This window comes from Streptomyces sp. NPDC085932 (assembly GCF_044540525.1).
GTDB classification, from domain to species: domain Bacteria; phylum Actinomycetota; class Actinomycetes; order Streptomycetales; family Streptomycetaceae; genus Streptomyces; species Streptomyces levis.
In genome coordinates, this window is sequence record NZ_JBITSJ010000003.1 from 696,452 (window position 1) to 714,497 (window position 18,046).

Here is an 18,046-nt window from a genome sequence, read left to right on the forward strand (position 1 = left end):
GCTTGCTGTTCTGCGGTGCCACTGGTGCCGTGGTGCCACGTCCAGTGGACCCTCCCGTACTGGTCAACGCCAGGCGGGGAGCACTAGTTCCCTTGTGCGCGCGGGGCCGGCCCTTGACCGTACGGGTGACGGCGCCGGGAAGCGGCACGCGCGCGTGGGGCCGAGTGCCCTGCGCGCGCGTGGTGAAAGCCGTGTGGCGTCGTTTCCGTGAGTGGTCGGTCCGCTCCGCTCGGTCGGCTGGGTCAGAAGAGTCCGGTGTCGGTGAAGCGCAGCACCAGCTGGGGTGCACCGGACAGGGCGACGCCGAGGACGCCGGTGACGGCGAGCGCGGCGGTGACGGGCGCGGGGACCCGGTGGGTCGCGGCCTCGCCCTCGGGTGCGGCGCGGAAGAGCAGGGCCGTCCACTGGAGGTAGTAGAACAGCGCGATGACGACGTTCACGGCCATGATCACGGCCAGCCAGCCGAGGCCGGCGTCGACGGCCGCCGAGAAGACGGTGACCTTGGCGAAGAGGCCGATGATGCCCGGCGGCAGCCCGGCGAGGCAGAGCAGGAAGAACGCCAGGAGGAGCGCGGACAGGGGGTTCGACGCGTACAGGCCGCGGTAGTCGGCGATGCGATTGAGGAGCTTCGTCCGGCCGACGAGAGCGGCCACGGCGAAGGCCCCGAGGTTCACGGCGCCGTACATCAGGGCGTAGGCGACGGTGGAGCCGATCGACCTCTCGGCGTCCCCGGAGTACGCGGCGGCCGCGATCGGCACCAGCAGGTAGCCGGCCTGGCCGACGGACGACCAGGCGAGCAGGCGTACCGCGCTGTACGCGCGCGTGGCCTGCTGGCGGAGGGCTCCGACGTTGCCGATGGTCATGGTGAGCGCGGCCAGGGCGGCCAGGGCCGGGCCCCAGACGTCGGCGTACGACGGGAGGGCCACGACCGTGACGAGGATCAGGCCGCTGAAGCCGACCGCCTTGCCGATGACCGACAGATAGGCGGCGATCGGCAGGGGCGCGCCCACGTAGGTGTCGGGGACCCAGAAGTGGAAGGGCACGGCGGCGGTCTTGAAGGCGAAGCCGACCAGGGTGAGGACGACGCCGGTGTCCGCGAGCGTGTGGAGCTGGCCGTCGACGTCCTGGATGCGGTCGGCCACCTGGGTCAGGTACAGGGTGCCGGTGGAGGCGTACAGGAAGCTGATGCCGAGGAGGCTGACCGCGGTGGCGGTGACCGAGGACAGGAAGAACTTCAGGGCCGCCTCGGAGGACTTCCGGTCGCCGTACTTCAGGCCGACCAGCGCGAAGGCCGGCAGGGACGCGACCTCCAGGGCGACGATCAGCGTGGCGAGGTCCCGGGAGGCGGGCAGGAGGGCGGCGCCGGCCGCGGAGGACAGCAGCAGGAACCAGTACTCCCCCTCGGGCAGCGTCTTGCGGGCGTCCTTCAGGGCGGTGACCGACAGCAGGGCGGCGAGGAGCGCGCCGCCCAGGACGAGGAACTGGATGACCAGGGTGAAGCGGTCGGCCGTGTAGCTGCACACGGCGGCGTCGCCGGTCAGGCAGAAGGTGCTGCGGTCGCCGTCCAGGAGGGGCAGCAGCATGAGTGTGGCGGCGGCCAGCCCGGCCACCGACGTCCAGCCGAGGAGCGCCTTGCGGTGCTCCGCGACGAACAGGTCGGCGACCAGCACGGCGAGTGCGACGACGGCCGCGATGGTGGGGGGCGCGATCGCGAGCCAGTCGACGGACTGGACGAGGGAGGCGGCCAGGGGCTGGGCCGGGGAGCTCATCGGGTGCCTCCTGCGAGGAGCTGCTGGACGGCCGGGTCGCTCAGGCCGAGCAGGGCCTTGGGCCACAGGCCCGCGACGACGGTGAGGACGACGAGCGGGGTCCAGGCCGCGAACTCGTACGAGCGGACGTCGGTGAGCCTCGGGGCGTCCTGCGGCAGGGCGCCCATGCAGACGCGGCGGACCACGATCAGCAGGTACGCGGCCGTCAGCAGCGTCCCGAACGCGCCGATCGCCATGAAGGTGAGGAAGGCCGCGCGGTTGAGGCCTTCGGCGGGCCGGAACGCGCCGAACAGGGCGAGCATCTCGCCCCAGAAGCCGGCCAGGCCCGGCAGGCCGAGCGAGGCGACGGCGGCGAAGGCGAGGAGGCCGCCGAGGCGGGGAGCCTTGCCGTACAGGGCGGCGCCGGTCTCCTCGGCGAGGGTGTCCAGGTCGGTGGTGCCGGTGCGGTCCTTCAGGGCGCCGACCAGGAAGAAGAGCAGGCCGGTGATGAGGCCGTGGGCGATGTTGGCGAACAGGGCGCCGTTCACGCCGGTCGGGGTCATCGTGGCGATGCCGAGCAGGACGAAGCCCATGTGGCCGACGGAGGAGTAGGCGATGAGGCGCTTCAGGTCGCCCTTCGCGCCCTGCTTGGCGAGGGCCAGGCAGGCGAGGGATCCGTAGATGATGCCGACGACGGCCAGGGCGGCGAGGTAGGGGGCGAAGGTGCGGAAGCCGTCCGGTGCGACGGGGAGCAGGATCCGGACGAATCCGTAGGTACCCATCTTCAGCAGGACGCCGGCCAGCAGCACGGAACCGACGGTCGGGGCCGCGGTGTGGGCGTCGGGCAGCCAGCTGTGCAGCGGCCACATCGGCGTCTTGACCGCCAGCCCGATCCCGATCGCCAGTACGGCGATGACCTGCACTGTTGTGGTCAGCGACCGGCCGTTGTCAGTGGCGAGTGCCATCATGTCGAACGTGCCCGCCTCCAGCCCGATCAGGAGCAGGCCGAGCAGCATGACCACGGATCCGAGCAGCGTGTAGAGGATGAAGCGCCACGCGGCCTGGCTCCGGCCCTCGCCGCCCCAGCGGGCGATGAGGAAGTACATCGGGATGAGGACCATCTCGAAGGCGAGGAAGAACAGCAGCAGGTCGAGGACGGCGAAGGTCGCCAGCGTGCCGGACTCGAGGACGAGCAGCAGGGCGACGAAGGCCTTCGGGGTCGGACCCGCGGGCATCTTGAAGTACGAGTAGAGCGCGCAGAGGAAGGTCAGCAGCGCGGTCAGGACCAGAAGGGGGAGGGAGATGCCGTCGATGCCGAGGTGGATGCGCACGTCGAGTGCGGGGATCCAGCTGATGTCGGTGCTGGCCTGCATCTTCGACGGCTGGTCGTGGTCGAAGCCGAGCGCGAGGACGATCGCCGCGATGAGGACGGCACCGGTGGCGGTGACGCCGTGCCGCAGCACGGCCTGCTCGGGTGACGTCCCCTTCAGCCCGGGCGGGGCGGGCAGGAGAGCCGCGGCGGCGCCGAGGAGCGGGCCGACGACGACGAATGCCAGAAGGAACTGCATCACGGACTCGTTGATATCGATCACGCCTGCTCACGCTCCCGTGGCGACGAGGACGACGGCGACCGCGAGGACGACGGTGCCGGCGAGCAGCGCGCTCACATAGGTCTGGACGTTGCCGGTCTGGGACCGCCGCACGGCGGTGCCGAGCCAGCGGGGCAGCGCACCGGCACCGCGCACATAGGTCTCGACGACCTCGCGGTCGAGGAACCGTACGAGACTCGCTCCGGCCTGCACCGGGCGGACGAAGAGGGCCGTGTAGACGGCGTCCAGGTGGAAGCCGGCGGCCGCGTGCCGGTGCAGCGGGCCGAGCAGGAGCCGTCCGGGGTCGGCGGGGTCCGGGGCGTGGGCGATGTCGCCGTAGGCCGGCTCGTGCGTGGCGATGGCTTCCGCCTCGACCCTGGCGGCGTCGCCCTCGGGGTGGGCCGCGACGGCGCCGAGCGGTACGCGGGCCGCGAGGGCGGTGGTGTGGCGCCAGGCGGCGTAGGTGACGAGGCCGCCGGCCAGGGCCAGGCCCGTGCCGAGGACGGAGGTGGTCAGGGTCGGGCCCAGGTCGCGGCCGTCGAACCAGTCGGGCAGCACGCGGAAGGCGAATCCGCCGAGGGCCAGGGAGGGGACGGCCAGCACCCACAGCACCACGGTCATCGTCAGCGGCTGCCTGCCGTGGTCGGGGGCTTCGGCGCCCCGGCCGCGGAAGGCGAGCAGCCACAGGCGTGTCGCGTAGGCGGCGGTGAGGACGGCCGTGAGCAGTCCGGTGACGAGGACGATCCAGCCCGCGGCGGCGGGGGCGTGCTCGGTGTGTCCGGTGACGACGTGCTCGGCGACGCCGAGGACGGCCTCCTTGGAGAAGAAGCCGCTGAACGGCGGGATCGCGGCGAGCGCGAGGAGCGCCACGGTCATCGTCCAGTAGGCGTCGGGGATCCGGTCGCGCAGGTTCCGCATGCGGGACATCGCGGCGAGGGAGTTGGTGCCGGCGGCGTGGATGATCACGCCGGCCGCGAGGAACAGCAGCGCCTTGAAGGCGCCGTGGGACAGGAGGTGGAAGACGGCGGCGCCGCGGTCGCCGACGGCGAGGGCGCCGGTCATGTAGCCGAGCTGGCCGATCGTCGAGTAGGCGAGGACACGTTTGATGTCGTCCTGGGCGAGCGCGGCGAGGGCCGAGCCGGCCATGGTGACGGCGGCCATGACGGCGAGGACGACCATCGCGGCCTGGGAGGCCTCGAAGACCGGGAGGAGACGGGCGATGAAGTAGACACCGGCGGCGACCATCGTCGCGGCGTGGATCAGCGCGGAGACGGGGGTGGGGCCCGCCATCGCGTCGGGGAGCCAGGTGTGCAGCGGGAACTGCGCCGACTTGCCCGCCACGCCCGCCAGGAGCAGCAGGGCGATCACCGTCGGGTGGTCCAGCCCGCCGCTCGCGACGGTGCCGAGGATGCGGGTGATGCGGAAGGAGCCGGCGTCGGTGGCCAGGGCGAACAGGCCGATCAGGAAGGGGACGTCGCCCAGCTTGGTGACCAGGAAGGCTTTGAGGGAGGCGGCGCGGGCCTGAGGGGTCTCCCAGTAGTGGCCGACCAGGAAGTAGGAGCAGATGCCCATGACCTCCCAGCCGACCAGCAGCACCATCAGATCGCCGGAGTAGACGACCAGCAGCATCGCGGAGGTGAACAGGGAGACGAGGGCGGCGTAGGAGGGGTACCGCGGGTCGTCGCGCAGGTAGCCCGTCGAGTAGATCTGCACGCAGGAGGCGACCAGGCCGACCAGGACGGCGGCGAGGGCGGCGAAGCCGTCGATGTGCAGGGCCAGTTCGACGGGGACCGAGCCGGTGGGGGTGAGCTCCGCGGCCGCGTCGACGGCCGCGTCGCCGCCCTGGCGCACCGCGACCAGCGCGGCGAGCACCAGAGCGGCGAGCGTCGGCAGGACGGCGAGGGGGCGGACGAAGCCGGGGGCGGTGCGGCCCAGCAGCAGGCCGGCGACGGCGCCGAGGAACGGAAGGAGGGGGACGAGGACGGCGAGGGTGGTCGTGGTCACGCGGTGGCCTCAGCCTTCTGGGCCTCGTCGGTCGGGCCGGACGTGCGGGCGTCGTGGCCGGGTCCGTCCGGGCCGTCGGGGTCGTGCCGTTCGGCGGTGTCGCGGAGCTTGTCGATGTCCGAGGTGCCGCGGTTGCGGTGGACGGCGAGGACGATCGCCAGGCCGATGCCGATCTCGGCGGCGGCGATGGCGATGGTGAACAGGGTCAGGGCCTGGCCGGAGTGCAGCGTCTCCTCGGCGGCCTTGCTGAGCCAGACGTCGAAGGCGACCAGGTTGAGGTTGACGGCGTTGAGCATCAGCTCGACCGACATCAGGACCAGGATCGCGTTGCGGCGGGCGAGGACGCCGTAGAGGCCCGTGCAGAAGAGGAGGGCGGAGAGCACGGCGGGGTAGGCGAGGTGCATCAGCGGGTCCCTTCCTGCTCGCTCGGGGCGGCCGGGCCACTCGCGGCAGGAGGGCTTCCGGGCGGGGCGGGTTCAGCCGCGGTCGCCGCTTCGGCCTTCGCCTTGCGGGACAGGACGATCGCGCCGACCAGGGCCGCGAGGAGGAGAACGGAGAGGGCCTCGAAGGGGAGGACCCAGTTCTGGAAGAGGCTCGCGCCGGTGGCCTCGGTGGAGCCGGCGGCGGGGCCGTCCAGGTCGATCCAGGTGGTGCGGAAGGCGTCTACGACGACCCACACCAGGGCGGCGGCCGAGGTGACGGCCACGGTGAGGGCCGCCCAGCGGTTGCCGGAGTCGGCGTCCGGGGAGCGGCCGATGGGGGCCCTGGTGAGCATCAGACCGAACAGGAGGAGCACGACGACGGAACCGACGTAGATGAGGACCTGCACCCAGGCGATGAACTCGGCGGTGAGCAGGAGGTACTCGACGGCCAGGCCGCCGAGGGCGACCACGAGCCAGAGGGCGGCGTGCACCAGTTGGCGGGTGGTGACGGTGACGATCGCGGCGCCGAAGGTGACCAGGCCGACGAGGAGGAAGGCGATCTCGACGCCGGTCGGGGAGAGGAAGCCCTGGGTTTCGGCGGCGGTGGGGGCCGGGCCGGTGGCGAGGAGACCGGCGGTCGCGGCGAGGGGGGCGGCGAGGCTCATTCGTGGCCCTCCTGCCTCGGGGCTGGCTGATTCGGCTCGGGCTGAATCGGCTTCGGCCGGCCCGGGCTCGGCTCGTCGGGGCTGCTCGGCTCGTCGGTGCTGCTCGGCTCGTCACGGCTGCTCGGCTCGTCCGGGCTCGGCTGGTCGACCTGTTGCTTGGAGGCGCCCTGGGGGCGGGTGGGCTGTTCGGCGGCGCGGGCCTGCTCGTCGGCGTGGGATGTGGTGGCCGGCGGGGTCTGCTGGGCGGCCAGCTTCTCGGCGGCCTTGCGGGCGGCGGCGAGTTCCTTCGGCTCCTCCGCGCCTGGGTCGAGGGCCGGCGGGGCCGGGACGGTCCACATCCACTCCCGGAGCTTGTCGCGCTCGTGGGTGAGGTCGCGGATGTCGGTCTCGGCGTACTCGAACTCCGGGGACCAGAACAGGGCGTCGAAAGGACAGACCTCGATGCAGATACCGCAGTACATGCACAGGGAGAAGTCGATGGCGAAGCGGTCGAGGACGTTGCGGCTGCGTTCGCGGCCGCCCGGGGCCGCCGGGGGGACCGTCTCCTTGTGGGAGTCGATGTAGATGCACCAGTCCGGGCACTCGCGGGCGCACAGCATGCAGACCGTGCAGTTCTCCTCGAACAGGCCGATCACACCGCGGGAGCGGGGCGGGAGCTCGGGCTGGACGTCGGGGTACTGCGCGGTGACGGACTTCTTCGTCATCGTGCGGAGGGTGACGGCCAGGCCCTTGGCCAGGCCACTTCCTGGGATCGGGGCCATGGTTACTGGATCACCACCTTGACGATGCCGGTGAGGGCGATCTGGGCGAGGGAGAGGGGGACGAGGAGGGTCCAGGAGAGCTTCTGGAGCTGGTCCTCGCGCAGGCGCGGGTAGGTGACGCGCAGCCAGATCACGAGGAAGGCGAGGACGGCGGTCTTCAGCAGGGTCCAGACCCAGCCGAGGCCGTCGGCGCCCCAAGGGCCGTGCCAGCCGCCCAGGAAGAGGACGGTGGTCAGGCCGCACAGGACGACGATCCCGGCGTACTCGGCGAGGAGGAAGAGAGCGAAACGAAGGCCGGTGTACTCGGTGTACGCGCCGAAGATGATCTCCGAGTCGGCGACGGGCATGTCGAAGGGCGGGCGCTGGAGTTCGGCGAGGCCGGCGACGAAGAAGACGATCGCGCCGACGATCTGCCAGGGCAGCCACCACCACTCGAAGGCGTCGAGGATGCCGGGGAGGGAGACGGTGCCGGCCGCCATCGCCACCGAGGCGGCCGTCAGGAGCATCGGCAGCTCGTAGGCGAGGAGCTGGGCGGCGGTGCGCAGGCCGCCGAGGAGGGAGAACTTGTTCGCGGAGGCCCAGCCGGCCATCAGCGAGCCGAGGACGCCGACGCCCATGACCGCCAGGACGAAGAAGACGCCGGCGTCGATGACCTGCCCGACGGCTCCCTCGTCGGGGCCGATCGGGATGGCGAGCAGGACGAGGAGGTAGGGCAGGAGGGCGACGGCGGGAGCCAGTTGGAAGATGCGGCGGTCGGCGCCCGCGGGGACGACGTCCTCCTTCTGCGCGAACTTCACGCCGTCGGCGATCAGTTGGGCCCAGCCGTGGAAGCCGCCGGCGTACATGGGGCCGAGGCGGCCCTGCATGTGGGCCATGACCTTGTGCTCGGTCTGGCCGATGATCAGGGGGAAGGTGAGGAAGACGACGAAGACGATCAGGAGTCGCAGGGTGACGTCGAGCACGTCGTTCACCGCGGGCCTCCTGTGGGATCTGTCGGGTCTTCGGGCTGGACCGGTTCCGTGGGCTCGGTGGGTGCCCCGGGCTCGTCGGCTTCTTCGGCCTCGCTGCGTTTTCCGGGCTCGGTGGGTGTTCCGGGCTCGGTGGGTCCTGTGGGTCCTGTGGGTGCTTCGGGCTTGGGCTTGGGCTCGCCCGGGGCTTCCGGCGCGTCCGAGGGTTCCGGGTCCGGCAATGGCGCCGCCTCGGGGGACGGTTGGGGTGCCGGTTCGTCGAAGGCGGGGCGGGCGTGGTGCCACGGGGCGTCCGAGCTGCGCGGCGCGCGTGGGGTCCGGCCCGGCTCGCTGTCGGCGCGGTCGGCCACGGCCCGCTGGCTCGCACTGCCCTCGGACGCGCTCCGCGCCCGGCGCGGCCCGGCGGGCGTACCCGGCTGCGTGCGCTGCGACGCCGGGTCCGACGCCACCGCCTCAGGCCCGGACGCCGAAGAAGTCGCCTCGTCGGACGCCGCCTGGCTCGCCGAGCCCTCCGACGCCGAACGCGCACGACGCGGACCCGCCGCAGGCGCCGCGCCCGTCTCACCCGCCGCAGCAGACGATCCGGCCACTCCACCCGCAGCCGCCGCCTGACTCGCCGAACCCTCCGACGCCGAACGCGCACGACGCGGACCCGCCGCAGGCGCCGCGCCCGTCTCACCCGCCGCAGCAGACGATCCGGCCACTCCACCCGCAACCGCCGCCTGACTCGCCGAACCCTCCGACGCCGACCGGGTGCGACGCACCGGGCGGTCCCCCGCTGCGCGCACCGGGCGGTCGCCCGCCGTGCGGGTCGGACGGTCGCCCGCCGTGCGGGCCGTGCCTCGGGCCGGGCGGGCCGGGGCCGGAGGGAGTTGGCCCTTCAGGGGGCCCCATTCGTTCGGGTCGGGCACGCCGGGCGGGAGCATCTGGCGGCGCTTGGGGCCGCCGTGCTCCGACTCGCCGGGTTCCTTCGCGCCGGGCCAGGCCTTGGCGACCCGGGCGGCGAGGACGAAGTCCTTGCGCAGGGGGTGGCCCTCGAAGTTCTCGGGGAGGAGCAGGTGGTCCAGGGCCGGGTGGCCCTCGAAGGTGACGCCGAACATCTCGTGCGTCTCGCGTTCGTGCCAGGCGGCGCCCGCGTAGACGCCGATGGCCGACGGCAGGGCCGGGGCGTCGTGCGGGACCGTGGTGCGCAGCAGGAGACGGCGGACCGGGGCGAGCGCGGCGACGTGCGCCGAGACGCGGAAGCCCGTGCCCGGTTCGTCGACCGCGCTCAGCCAGTCGAAGTAGGTGCAGCCGAGCCGGTCGCGGGCGGTCTCCAGGGCGGTGATCCAGGCAGCCGGCGGTACGTCGACCGTCAGGACCTCGTAGGACTCCTCGGCGGTGGCGCCGGGGCCGAAGAGTTCCCCGGCGTCGGCGGGGAGCCAGCCGACCGCGGTCATCGGCCCTCCCCGGACGTCGAGCCGGAGCCCCCGGCGGGATCCTGCGCGGGGGCCGGCGGCTGCACCAGGCCGCTCTGCAGCGCCGCCGTCGAGGGGCGCCCCGCATCCGTCGCGTACCGCTCCCCCAGCGACTCGCGGGCGATCTTCTCCTGGAGCTTGAGGATGCCCTGCAGCAGCGCCTCGGGCCGGGGCGGGCAGCCGGGGACGTAGACGTCGACGGGGATGATCTGGTCGACGCCCTTGGTGACGGAGTACGAGTCCCAGTAGGGGCCGCCGCAGTTGCTGCACGCGCCGAAGGAGATGACGTACTTGGGCTCGGGCATCTGCTCGTAGAGGCGCTTGACGGCCGGGGCCATCTTGTCGGTGACCGTGCCGGAGACGACCATCAGGTCGGCCTGGCGCGGCCCGGGCGCGAACGGGATGACGCCGAGGCGGATGAAGTCGTGGCGGGCCATCGACGCGGCGATGAACTCGATGGCGCAGCAGGCGAGGCCGAAGTTGAAGACCCACAGCGAGTAGCGGCGGCCCCAGTTGAGGATCACCTTCATCGGCTCGGGCGCGAGACGCGCGAGGGCGCCGAGCCGCTTCGGCTCGGGCAGCAGCACGGGCTCGGGGGTCACGTCCATGCCAGGACGCCCTTCTTGTAGGCGTAGAGCAGGCCCACGGCCAGGAAGCCGAGGAAGATGAACATCTCCACCAGGGTCGTCGCGCCGTAGCCGGGGGCGGCGAAGACGGTGGCCCAGGGGAACAGGAAGATCGAGTCGACGGCGAAGATCACGTAGAGGAACGCGTAGACGTAGTAGCGGACCTGGGTGTGGGCCCAGCCCTCGCCGACGGGGTCGACGCCGCACTCGTACGTCAGGAGTTTCTCCGGCGTGGGCACCACGGGCCGCAGCAGGCGGCCGGCCCCGAAGGCGACGGCGACGAACAGCACGCCGACGACGGCGAGCAGTCCGACGACCGAGTAGGACTGGAAGTAGTCCGCCGCGACGACGGTCGTGGTGACGACGGTCCGTTCCGGCACGTCCGTCCCTCGCTCCCTGAAACTCGGACTGGATCCTGCGCCGAGACCGCGGCGTCCCGGTCGGCCGGGAGGCGTCCCGGCCCTGCCGGGAAGCGGGCGCCGCTGTTCGACGATCTGTACGCACGGGAGTCTAGGCCCTGATAAAGGCAGGGTAAGCAGCCCGTCACACCCCGGCATGCGGGGGTGGGGTTTTCCTCAGTCGATCCTGGCGGTCCACCTCATGGCGCGGTGGTGCGCCGCCGGGCACGCTTACGCGTATGACCGAACGCTTCCCGTCCCCCGGCACCTCCGGGGCCACGACGGCGGCCGGGCGGGACGACCGCCCGCCCCCGCCCCGCCTCGCCTACGACCGGCACACCTGGAAGGAGATCGCGCACCTCCTGGCGAACCTTCCGGTCGCGCTGCTCGGCTTCACCTATGTCGTGACGGTGCTGTTCACCGGCCTCGGGCTGACCCTCACGGTGGTCGGTTTCCCGCTGCTGGCGGCGGGGCTCATGGGGGCCCGGCAGCTGGGCAGGATGGAGCGGGCCAGGGCCCGGGCGCTGCTCGGGGTGCGGGTGGACGAGCCGAGCCGGCTGCGGTTGCGCGGCGAGGGCGGTTTCGTCCAGCGGTTGTGGATGCAGTTGAAGGACCCGGTGGGCTGGCGCACGGTGCTGTACGAGTTCGTGCGGCTGCCGTGGGGGGTCTTCACGTTCTCCTTCACGCTGGCGTCGCTGTTCGTGCTGTGGCCGGTGCTGCCGTTCGTGGCGCGGGGTCTGACCAACGTGGACCGGGCGATGGTGCGCGGTCTGTTGTCGCCCTCGGACGAGCTGGAGCGGCGCATCGCGGAGCTGGAGTCGGACCGCGGGGTCGTGGTCGACACGGCCGCGGCGGACCTGCGGCGCATCGAGCGGGATCTGCACGACGGGGCGCAGGCCCGGCTGGTCAATCTGGCGATGGGCCTGGGTCTGGCCAAGGAGAAGGTGCTGGAGGACCCGGACGCCGCGGCGGCGATGGTCGAGGAGGCGCACGGCGAGGTGAAGCTGGCGCTCCAGGAGTTGCGGGACCTGGCCCGGGGCATCCACCCGGCGGTGCTGACCGACCGCGGCCTGGACGCGGCCCTGTCCTCGGTGGCCTCGCGCTGCACGGTCCCGGTCAAGGTGACCGTCGACCTGCCCGCCCGGCCGGCCGCCGCGATCGAGGGCATCGCCTACTTCACGGTCTCCGAGTTGCTGCAGAACGTCAGCAAGCACAGCCGGGCGAAGTCGGCGTCGGTGGAGGTGTGGCGCACAAACGACCGGCTGCTCATCCAGGTGTGGGACGACGGCCGCGGCGGCGCCCGTCTCGACGGCGGTACGGGGATGAAGGGTCTGGCCGACCGGCTGGACGCCGTCGACGGTCTGTTCGTCCTGGAGTCGCCCGAGGGTGGCCCGACGACGGTCACGGCGGAACTGCCGTGGCGCGACCGGTCGGAGGCCGCCGGGTAGGGAAAACCCCCCGTCCAAGACGCCGACGGCCTCCATGGTCCGCCGACCTGCGGCGGAGCAGGGTGGAGGTAGCAGAGCACAGCCGCAGGACGAGGAGAAGGACGACGCCGATGGCCACGGAGTACGGACAGGGATACGGGCTCGACAGCGGGTCCGGGTTCCCCGGGAGCACCGAACGGCGGCACCGGCTGCCGGCCGCCCTGCGCGCGCCGGTCGAGGGCCGCACCTGGCGCGAGCTCGGGTACGTGCTGCTGAGCCTGCCGATCAGCATCCTGCTGTTCACCTACGCGGTCACGATGGTGTCGCTGGGGGCGGGCCTGCTGGTGACGTTCCTCGGCATCCCGGTCCTGGCGGGGGCACTCGCCGGCTGCCGCGGCATCGGGGCGCTGGAGCGGGCGCGGGCCAGGGCGCTGCTGGACCTGGACGTGGCCGAGCCGGAGCCGCTGCGGATGAAGCGGCAGGGCGCGCTGGCGTGGACGGGCGCCGTCCTCAAGAGCGGCACCTCCTGGCGGGCGCTGCTGTACTCGGTGCTGCATCTGCCCTGGGCGGTGTTCTCGTTCGTCGTCACGGTGAACGTCTGGGCGCTGGGCTGGGGGCTGCTGAGCTACCCGCTGTGGTTCTGGGTGTTCCCGGCGTACGCCGGGCAGGACGGGATCCAGCTGTACGGCGACGAGACGCACCGGGTCTACCTGGACAACCCGTTCGAGATCACGGTGACGGCGCTGGTGGGTCTGCTCTTCACGATCGCCACGCCGTGGATCGTGCGGGCGCTGACCATGGTGGACCGGCTGCTGGTGCACGGTCTGCTCGGGCCTTCGCGGCTGGCCTCGCGGGTGGTGGAGCTGGAGTCGGACCGCGGGGTCGTGGTCGACACGGCGGCGGCCGACCTGCGGCGCATCGAGCGGGACCTGCACGACGGGGCGCAGGCCCGGCTGGTGGCGCTGGCGATGGATCTGGGCCTGGCGAAGGAGAAGCTGCAGGAGGATCCGGAGGCGGCCCAGCGGATGGTGGACGAGGCGCACGGCGAGGTGAAGACGGCGCTGCAGGAGCTGCGGGACCTGGCCCGGGGCATCCACCCGGCGGTGCTGACCGACCGCGGCCTGGACGCCGCCCTGTCCTCGGTGGCCTCGCGCTGCACGGTCCCGGTGCAGGTCGAGGTCGACCTGGCGGAGCGGCCGGCGCCCGCGATCGAGGGGATCGCCTACTTCACGGTGTCGGAGCTGCTGCAGAACATCAGCAAGCACGCCCGGGCGACCTGGGCGGGCGTGGAGGTCTGGCGGACGGAGAACCGGCTGATGCTGCAGGTCGTGGACAACGGCGTGGGCGGCGCCGAGGTCGCCCCGGGGTCCGGGCTGGCGGGCCTGGCGGAGCGGCTCGACGCGGTGGACGGGATCCTGGTGATCGACTCGCCGGCGGGCGGCCCGACCCGGGTGACGGCCGAGCTGCCCTGGCGCGGGGAGCACGTGAGGTGATCCCCGCGGGGGCCCGGCCCCCGCACACACCGTGACGGCCGGAGGGCACCGCCCTCCGGCCCCGGCCGTTGTCCGTCCACGACCCGAACGGGTCGGCCGAGAAGCCTTTCCCGCCCCACACACCCCCCGGGCCTGAAATGCTGGTACCCGTCGCACGGGTGGGCGCGGAGCCGTAGTGGGCCGCGGACGGGCGGCACCGGGCTGTGGGGGGCCGAAACATCGTGGAGGACAGGGTGCGGGTGGTCATCGCCGAGGATTCCGTGCTGCTCAGGGAGGGCCTGACCCGGCTGCTGACCGACCGGGGGCACGACGTCGTCGCCGGGGTCGGGGACGGCGAGGCGCTGATCAAGACCATCACGGAGCTGGACGCGCAGGGCGAGCTGCCGGACGTGGTCGTGGCCGACGTGCGCATGCCGCCGACGCACACCGACGAGGGCGTCCGGGCGGCGGTGCGGCTGCGCAAGGCGCACCCGGGGCTCGGTGTGCTGGTGCTGTCGCAGTACGTGGAGGAGCGCTACGCGACGGAGCTGCTGGCTGGCTCCAGCCGGGGCGTGGGCTACCTGCTGAAGGACCGGGTGGCGGAGGTCCGGGAGTTCGTGGACGCGGTGGTGCGGGTGGCCGAGGGCGGGACGGCCCTGGACCCGGAGGTGGTCGCCCAGCTGCTGGGCCGCAGCCGCAAGCAGGACGTGCTGGCGGGGCTGACCCCGCGCGAGCGGGAGGTGCTGGGGCTGATGGCCGAGGGGCGGACGAACTCGGCGATCGCCCGGCAGCTGGTGGTGAGCGACGGGGCGGTCGAGAAGCACGTGAGCAACATCTTCCTCAAGCTGGGGCTGTCCCCGAGCGAGGGCGACCACCGCCGGGTGCTGGCCGTGTTGACGTACCTGAATTCGTGAAACTCGTGACATGTGGGTCGGAGCGTCTCGAAGGTCTCAAAGTCGTGTCCAACATGCGAATGACCCAGGGAAGGCGATCCTTGCGGTCGTAGGGTTGATCTGGGAGGGCCTGCGGGAAGGCCTGTCCCGGACAGCCGCCTCTAGGGAGGTCCAGTTCAGTGACCAGCCAGGTCAGTAGCCCAGCGGAGCAGGCCGACGGAGCAGTCGTAGGAGAGCAGCGCAAAGCGGCGGGCGCGAAGGACGTCCGGCGCCTGGACCGGGTGATCATCAGGTTCGCGGGGGACTCGGGTGACGGTATGCAGCTCACCGGTGACCGTTTCACCTCGGAGACCGCGTCGTTCGGCAACGACCTGTCGACCCTGCCGAACTTCCCGGCCGAGATCAGGGCGCCCGCCGGAACGCTGCCGGGTGTGTCGTCCTTCCAGCTGCACTTCGCCGACCACGACATCCTCACACCCGGGGACGCGCCGAACGTGCTGGTGGCGATGAACCCGGCGGCACTGAAGGCGAACATCGGGGACCTGCCGCGCGGCGCGGAGGTGATCGTCAACACGGACGAGTTCACCAAGCGGGCGATGCAGAAGGTCGGCTACGAGGCGTCGCCGCTGGAGGACGGGTCGCTGGACGGCTACCACGTGCACCCGGTGCCGCTGACCACGCTGACCGTGGAGGCGCTGAAGGAGTTCGACCTCACCCGCAAGGAGGCCGAGCGCAGCAAGAACATGTTCGCGCTGGGCCTGCTGAGCTGGATGTACCACCGGCCCACGGAGGGCACGGAGAAGTTCCTGCGGTCGAAGTTCGCCAAGAAGCCCGGCATCGCGGCGGCCAACATCGCCGCGTTCCGGGCCGGCTGGAACTTCGGCGAGACGACGGAGGACTTCGCGGTCTCCTACGAGGTCGCGCCGGCGGCCACGGCGTTCCCGCCGGGCGTCTACCGCAACATCTCGGGCAACCTCGCCCTGTCGTACGGTCTGATCGCCGCCTCCCGGCAGGCGGATCTGCCGCTGTACCTGGGGTCGTACCCGATCACCCCGGCGTCGGACATCCTGCACGAGCTGAGCAAGCACAAGAACTTCGGCGTGCGGACCTTCCAGGCGGAGGACGAGATCGCCGGGATCGGGGCGGCGCTGGGGGCGGCGTTCGGCGGTTCGCTGGCCGTGACGACGACGAGCGGCCCGGGCGTGGCGCTGAAGTCCGAGACGATCGGGCTCGCGGTCTCGCTGGAGCTGCCGCTGCTGATCGTGGACATCCAGCGCGGTGGCCCGTCGACGGGTCTGCCCACCAAGACGGAGCAGGCGGACCTGTTGCAGGCGATGTACGGGCGCAACGGCGAGGCGCCGGTGCCCGTGGTCGCGCCGCGGACGCCGGCGGACTGCTTCGACGCCGCGCTGGAGGCGGCGCGGATCGCGCTGACGTACCGCACGCCGGTGTTCCTGCTCTCGGACGGCTATCTGGCCAACGGCTCCGAGCCGTGGCGGATCCCGGACCTGGAGGAGCTGCCGGACCTCAGGGTGCAGTTCGCGCAGGGCCCGAACCACACGCTGGACGACGGCACCGAGGTGTTCTGGCCGTACAAGCGGGACCCGCAGACGCTGGCCCGTCCGTGGGCGATCCCGGGCACGCCGGGTCTGGAGCACCGGATCGGCGGCATCGAGAAGGAGGACGGCACGGGCAACATCTCCTACGCCCCGGCCAACCACGACTTCATGGTGCGCACCCGGCAGGCGAAGGTCGACGGCATCGACGTCCCGGACCTGACGGTGGACGACCCGGACGGCGCCCGGACCCTGGTGCTCGGCTGGGGCTCGACGTACGGGCCGATCACGGCGGCGGTGCGGCGGCTGCGCAGGGCCGGCGAGTCGATCGCGCAGGCGCACCTGCGCCACCTCAACCCCTTCCCGCGGAATCTGGGCTCCGTGCTGGAGCGTTACGACAAGGTGGTGATCCCCGAGATGAACCTCGGGCAGCTCGCCACGCTCATCCGGGCGAAGTACCTGGTCGACGCCCACTCGTACAACCAGGTCAACGGCATGCCGTTCAAGGCGGAGCAGCTCGCCGCGGCTCTGAAGGAGGCCATCGATGGCTGAGACGTCCCCGACAGGCACCGGCACCGTCGAAGCGCTGTCCCTGGTCCCCAAGGCCGAGGGCCGGCAGTCGATGAAGGACTTCAAGTCCGATCAGGAAGTGCGCTGGTGCCCGGGCTGCGGCGACTACGCCATCCTCGCCGCGGTGCAGGGCTTCATGCCGGAGCTGGGGCTGGCGAAGGAGAACATCGTCTTCGTCTCGGGCATCGGCTGCTCGTCGCGCTTCCCGTACTACATGAACACCTACGGGATGCACTCCATCCACGGCCGCGCCCCGGCCATCGCCACGGGTCTGGCGAGCTCCCGCCGGGACCTGTCGGTGTGGGTCGTCACCGGTGACGGCGACGCGCTGTCCATCGGCGGCAACCATCTGATCCACGCGCTGCGCCGCAACGTCAACCTCAAGATCCTGCTGTTCAACAACCGGATCTACGGTCTGACCAAGGGCCAGTACTCGCCGACCTCCGAGGTCGGGAAGATCACGAAGTCGACGCCGATGGGCTCGCTGGACGCGCCGTTCAACCCGGTGTCGCTGGCGATCGGCGCGGAGGCGTCGTTCGTGGCACGGACGGTGGACTCGGACCGCAAGCACCTGACGGAGGTGCTGCGCCAGGCCTCCGCCCACCAGGGCACGGCCCTGATCGAGATCTACCAGAACTGCAACATCTTCAACGACGGCGCCTTCGACGCCCTGAAGGACAAGCAGCAGGCCGACGAGGCCGTGATCCGCCTGGAGCACGGCAAGCCGATCCGCTTCGGCGCCGACCAGGCCAAGGGCGTCGTGCGCGACGAGCTGACCGGGGACCTGAAGGTGGTGCCGGTGACGCCGGAGAACGAGGGGCGGATCCTCGTCCACGACGCGCACTCCCCGTCCCCGACCACGGCGTTCGCGCTGTCCCGGCTGGCCGACCCGGACACCCTGCACCACACCCCGATCGGCGTGTTCCGCTCGGTCGACCGGCCCGTCTACGACACGCAGATGGCCGACCAGCTGGACCACGCGATCGAGCAGCACGGCAAGGGCGATCTGTCCGCGTTGCTGGCGGGCGGCGACACCTGGACCGTCGTCGGCTGACCGGCCGCACGAGCCGAGGGGCCCGGGACCGCTACGAGGCGGCCCGGGCTTCGTCGTACGTACGGCGTGCCCGCTCCACGTCGTCCATCCGCCGCTGCGTCCACAGCGCGAGGGCCCGGACCTGCTCGGCGGCCTCGCGGCCGAGGCCGGTGAGGGAGTAGTCGACACGGGGCGGGATGACGGGCTTGGCGTCGCGGTGGACCAGGCCGTCGCGCTCCAGGGTCTGCAGCGTCTGGGTGAGCATCTTCTCGCTGACCGCGCGACCGCCCTGGGCGCCGATCGCCCGGCGCAGCTCGCTGAAGCGGCGCGACCGGTCCAGGAGCTCGATCAGCACGAGCACGCCCCAGCGGCTGGTGACGTGCTCCAGGACGAGCCGGTGCGGGCACAGCGCCTCGCTGCCACTTACTGTCATGCCAGTACCTTACTTCAAAGTGGG

General features: G+C 72.0%; 16 protein-coding genes. 5 read left to right on the forward strand and 11 right to left on the reverse strand.

Annotated elements, in window-relative coordinates:
- Window positions 1–242: 242 nt before the first annotated feature.
- From ACIGAQ_RS19275 to ACIGAQ_RS19320, 10 genes are read right to left on the reverse strand one after another with little or no spacing between them, the layout of a single operon-like run.
- Window positions 243–1,769, reverse strand: coding sequence for an NADH-quinone oxidoreductase subunit N (locus ACIGAQ_RS19275; protein ID WP_399784208.1), 1,527 nt, complete (start codon window positions 1,767–1,769; stop codon window positions 243–245).
- Window positions 1,766–3,340, reverse strand: a complete 1,575-nt coding sequence (locus ACIGAQ_RS19280; protein WP_399784211.1) for a NuoM family protein — start codon at window positions 3,338–3,340, stop codon at window positions 1,766–1,768. Before ACIGAQ_RS19280 ends, ACIGAQ_RS19275 begins: the two co-directional genes overlap by 4 nt.
- A gap of 6 nt (window positions 3,341–3,346) precedes the next feature.
- The gene (locus ACIGAQ_RS19285) at window positions 3,347–5,341 is read right to left on the reverse strand and encodes an NADH-quinone oxidoreductase subunit L (RefSeq protein ID WP_399784214.1); all 1,995 of its coding nucleotides are present in this window, start codon (window positions 5,339–5,341) and stop codon (window positions 3,347–3,349) included.
- Complete coding sequence (gene nuoK / locus ACIGAQ_RS19290) at window positions 5,338–5,745, reverse strand: NADH-quinone oxidoreductase subunit NuoK (protein WP_311680385.1); 408 nt, start codon at window positions 5,743–5,745, stop codon at window positions 5,338–5,340. Before nuoK ends, ACIGAQ_RS19285 begins: the two co-directional genes overlap by 4 nt.
- Window positions 5,745–6,428: an NADH-quinone oxidoreductase subunit J gene (locus ACIGAQ_RS19295; protein WP_399784217.1), complete on the reverse strand. Its 684-nt coding sequence runs from the start codon at window positions 6,426–6,428 to the stop codon at window positions 5,745–5,747. Before ACIGAQ_RS19295 ends, nuoK begins: the two co-directional genes overlap by 1 nt.
- Window positions 6,425–7,189 carry a 4Fe-4S binding protein gene (locus ACIGAQ_RS19300; RefSeq protein WP_399784220.1) on the reverse strand — a complete coding sequence of 255 codons (765 nt, stop codon included), beginning with the start codon at window positions 7,187–7,189 and terminating at the stop codon, window positions 6,425–6,427. The genes ACIGAQ_RS19295 and ACIGAQ_RS19300 overlap by 4 nt, the downstream gene beginning before the upstream one ends.
- Before the next feature lie 2 nt (window positions 7,190–7,191).
- Window positions 7,192–8,160 (reverse strand): complex I subunit 1 family protein, encoded by a 969-nt coding sequence (locus ACIGAQ_RS19305; protein WP_094054414.1) that lies wholly within the window; start codon window positions 8,158–8,160, stop codon window positions 7,192–7,194.
- Window positions 8,157–9,596, reverse strand: coding sequence for an NADH-quinone oxidoreductase subunit C (locus ACIGAQ_RS19310; RefSeq protein WP_399784223.1), 1,440 nt, complete (start codon window positions 9,594–9,596; stop codon window positions 8,157–8,159). Before ACIGAQ_RS19310 ends, ACIGAQ_RS19305 begins: the two co-directional genes overlap by 4 nt.
- On the reverse strand, window positions 9,593–10,222 hold the full coding sequence (locus ACIGAQ_RS19315) for an NADH-quinone oxidoreductase subunit B (RefSeq protein WP_399784226.1): 630 nt from the start codon (window positions 10,220–10,222) through the stop codon (window positions 9,593–9,595). The genes ACIGAQ_RS19310 and ACIGAQ_RS19315 overlap by 4 nt, the downstream gene beginning before the upstream one ends.
- Entirely contained in the window at window positions 10,213–10,620 is a 408-nt protein-coding gene (locus tag ACIGAQ_RS19320) for an NADH-quinone oxidoreductase subunit A (protein WP_094054411.1), read from the reverse strand. Before ACIGAQ_RS19320 ends, ACIGAQ_RS19315 begins: the two co-directional genes overlap by 10 nt.
- Before the next feature lie 257 nt (window positions 10,621–10,877).
- On the opposite strand from ACIGAQ_RS19320, the gene ACIGAQ_RS19325 reads away from it, so the two are divergent.
- From ACIGAQ_RS19325 to ACIGAQ_RS19345, 5 genes are all read left to right on the forward strand, one after another.
- The gene (locus ACIGAQ_RS19325; protein ID WP_399784229.1) at window positions 10,878–12,086 is read left to right on the forward strand and encodes a sensor histidine kinase; all 1,209 of its coding nucleotides are present in this window, start codon (window positions 10,878–10,880) and stop codon (window positions 12,084–12,086) included.
- A 110-nt stretch (window positions 12,087–12,196) separates the two neighbouring features.
- Window positions 12,197–13,558 carry a sensor histidine kinase gene (locus ACIGAQ_RS19330; RefSeq protein WP_399784232.1) on the forward strand — a complete coding sequence of 454 codons (1,362 nt, stop codon included), beginning with the start codon at window positions 12,197–12,199 and terminating at the stop codon, window positions 13,556–13,558.
- Between the two features lie 233 nt (window positions 13,559–13,791).
- Window positions 13,792–14,451, forward strand: coding sequence for a response regulator transcription factor (locus ACIGAQ_RS19335; RefSeq protein WP_311680509.1), 660 nt, complete (start codon window positions 13,792–13,794; stop codon window positions 14,449–14,451).
- A gap of 158 nt (window positions 14,452–14,609) precedes the next feature.
- Window positions 14,610–16,538 (forward strand): 2-oxoacid:acceptor oxidoreductase subunit alpha, encoded by a 1,929-nt coding sequence (locus tag ACIGAQ_RS19340; RefSeq protein ID WP_399784235.1) that lies wholly within the window; start codon window positions 14,610–14,612, stop codon window positions 16,536–16,538.
- Window positions 16,531–17,610, forward strand: coding sequence for a 2-oxoacid:ferredoxin oxidoreductase subunit beta (locus tag ACIGAQ_RS19345; RefSeq protein WP_399784238.1), 1,080 nt, complete (start codon window positions 16,531–16,533; stop codon window positions 17,608–17,610). The genes ACIGAQ_RS19340 and ACIGAQ_RS19345 overlap by 8 nt, the downstream gene beginning before the upstream one ends.
- Window positions 17,611–17,641: 31 nt before the next feature.
- Here the strand turns inward: ACIGAQ_RS19345 and ACIGAQ_RS19350 are convergent, their stop codons facing one another.
- A complete protein-coding gene (locus ACIGAQ_RS19350; protein ID WP_311680395.1) occupies window positions 17,642–18,022 on the reverse strand; it encodes a helix-turn-helix domain-containing protein in 381 nt (126 codons plus the stop codon).
- Between the last annotated feature and the right edge of the window lie 24 nt (window positions 18,023–18,046).

What these genes read in the sequence shown, in the direction of transcription:
- ACIGAQ_RS19275 (WP_399784208.1), bottom strand. Translation starts at nt 1,769, where the DNA reads ATGAGCTCCCCGGCCCAGCCCCTGGCCGCCTCCCTCGTCCAGTCCGTC.
- nuoK (WP_311680385.1), bottom strand. Translation starts at nt 5,745, where the DNA reads ATGCACCTCGCCTACCCCGCCGTGCTCTCCGCCCTCCTCTTCTGCACG.
- ACIGAQ_RS19295 (WP_399784217.1), bottom strand. Translation starts at nt 6,428, where the DNA reads ATGAGCCTCGCCGCCCCCCTCGCCGCGACCGCCGGTCTCCTCGCCACC.
- ACIGAQ_RS19300 (WP_399784220.1), bottom strand. Translation starts at nt 7,189, where the DNA reads ATGGCCCCGATCCCAGGAAGTGGCCTGGCCAAGGGCCTGGCCGTCACC.
- ACIGAQ_RS19310 (WP_399784223.1), bottom strand. Translation starts at nt 9,596, where the DNA reads ATGACCGCGGTCGGCTGGCTCCCCGCCGACGCCGGGGAACTCTTCGGC.
- ACIGAQ_RS19315 (WP_399784226.1), bottom strand. Translation starts at nt 10,222, where the DNA reads ATGGACGTGACCCCCGAGCCCGTGCTGCTGCCCGAGCCGAAGCGGCTC.
- ACIGAQ_RS19325 (WP_399784229.1), top strand. Translation starts at nt 10,878, where the DNA reads ATGACCGAACGCTTCCCGTCCCCCGGCACCTCCGGGGCCACGACGGCG.
- ACIGAQ_RS19330 (WP_399784232.1), top strand. Translation starts at nt 12,197, where the DNA reads ATGGCCACGGAGTACGGACAGGGATACGGGCTCGACAGCGGGTCCGGG.
- ACIGAQ_RS19345 (WP_399784238.1), top strand. Translation starts at nt 16,531, where the DNA reads ATGGCTGAGACGTCCCCGACAGGCACCGGCACCGTCGAAGCGCTGTCC.
- ACIGAQ_RS19350 (WP_311680395.1), bottom strand. Translation starts at nt 18,022, where the DNA reads ATGACAGTAAGTGGCAGCGAGGCGCTGTGCCCGCACCGGCTCGTCCTG.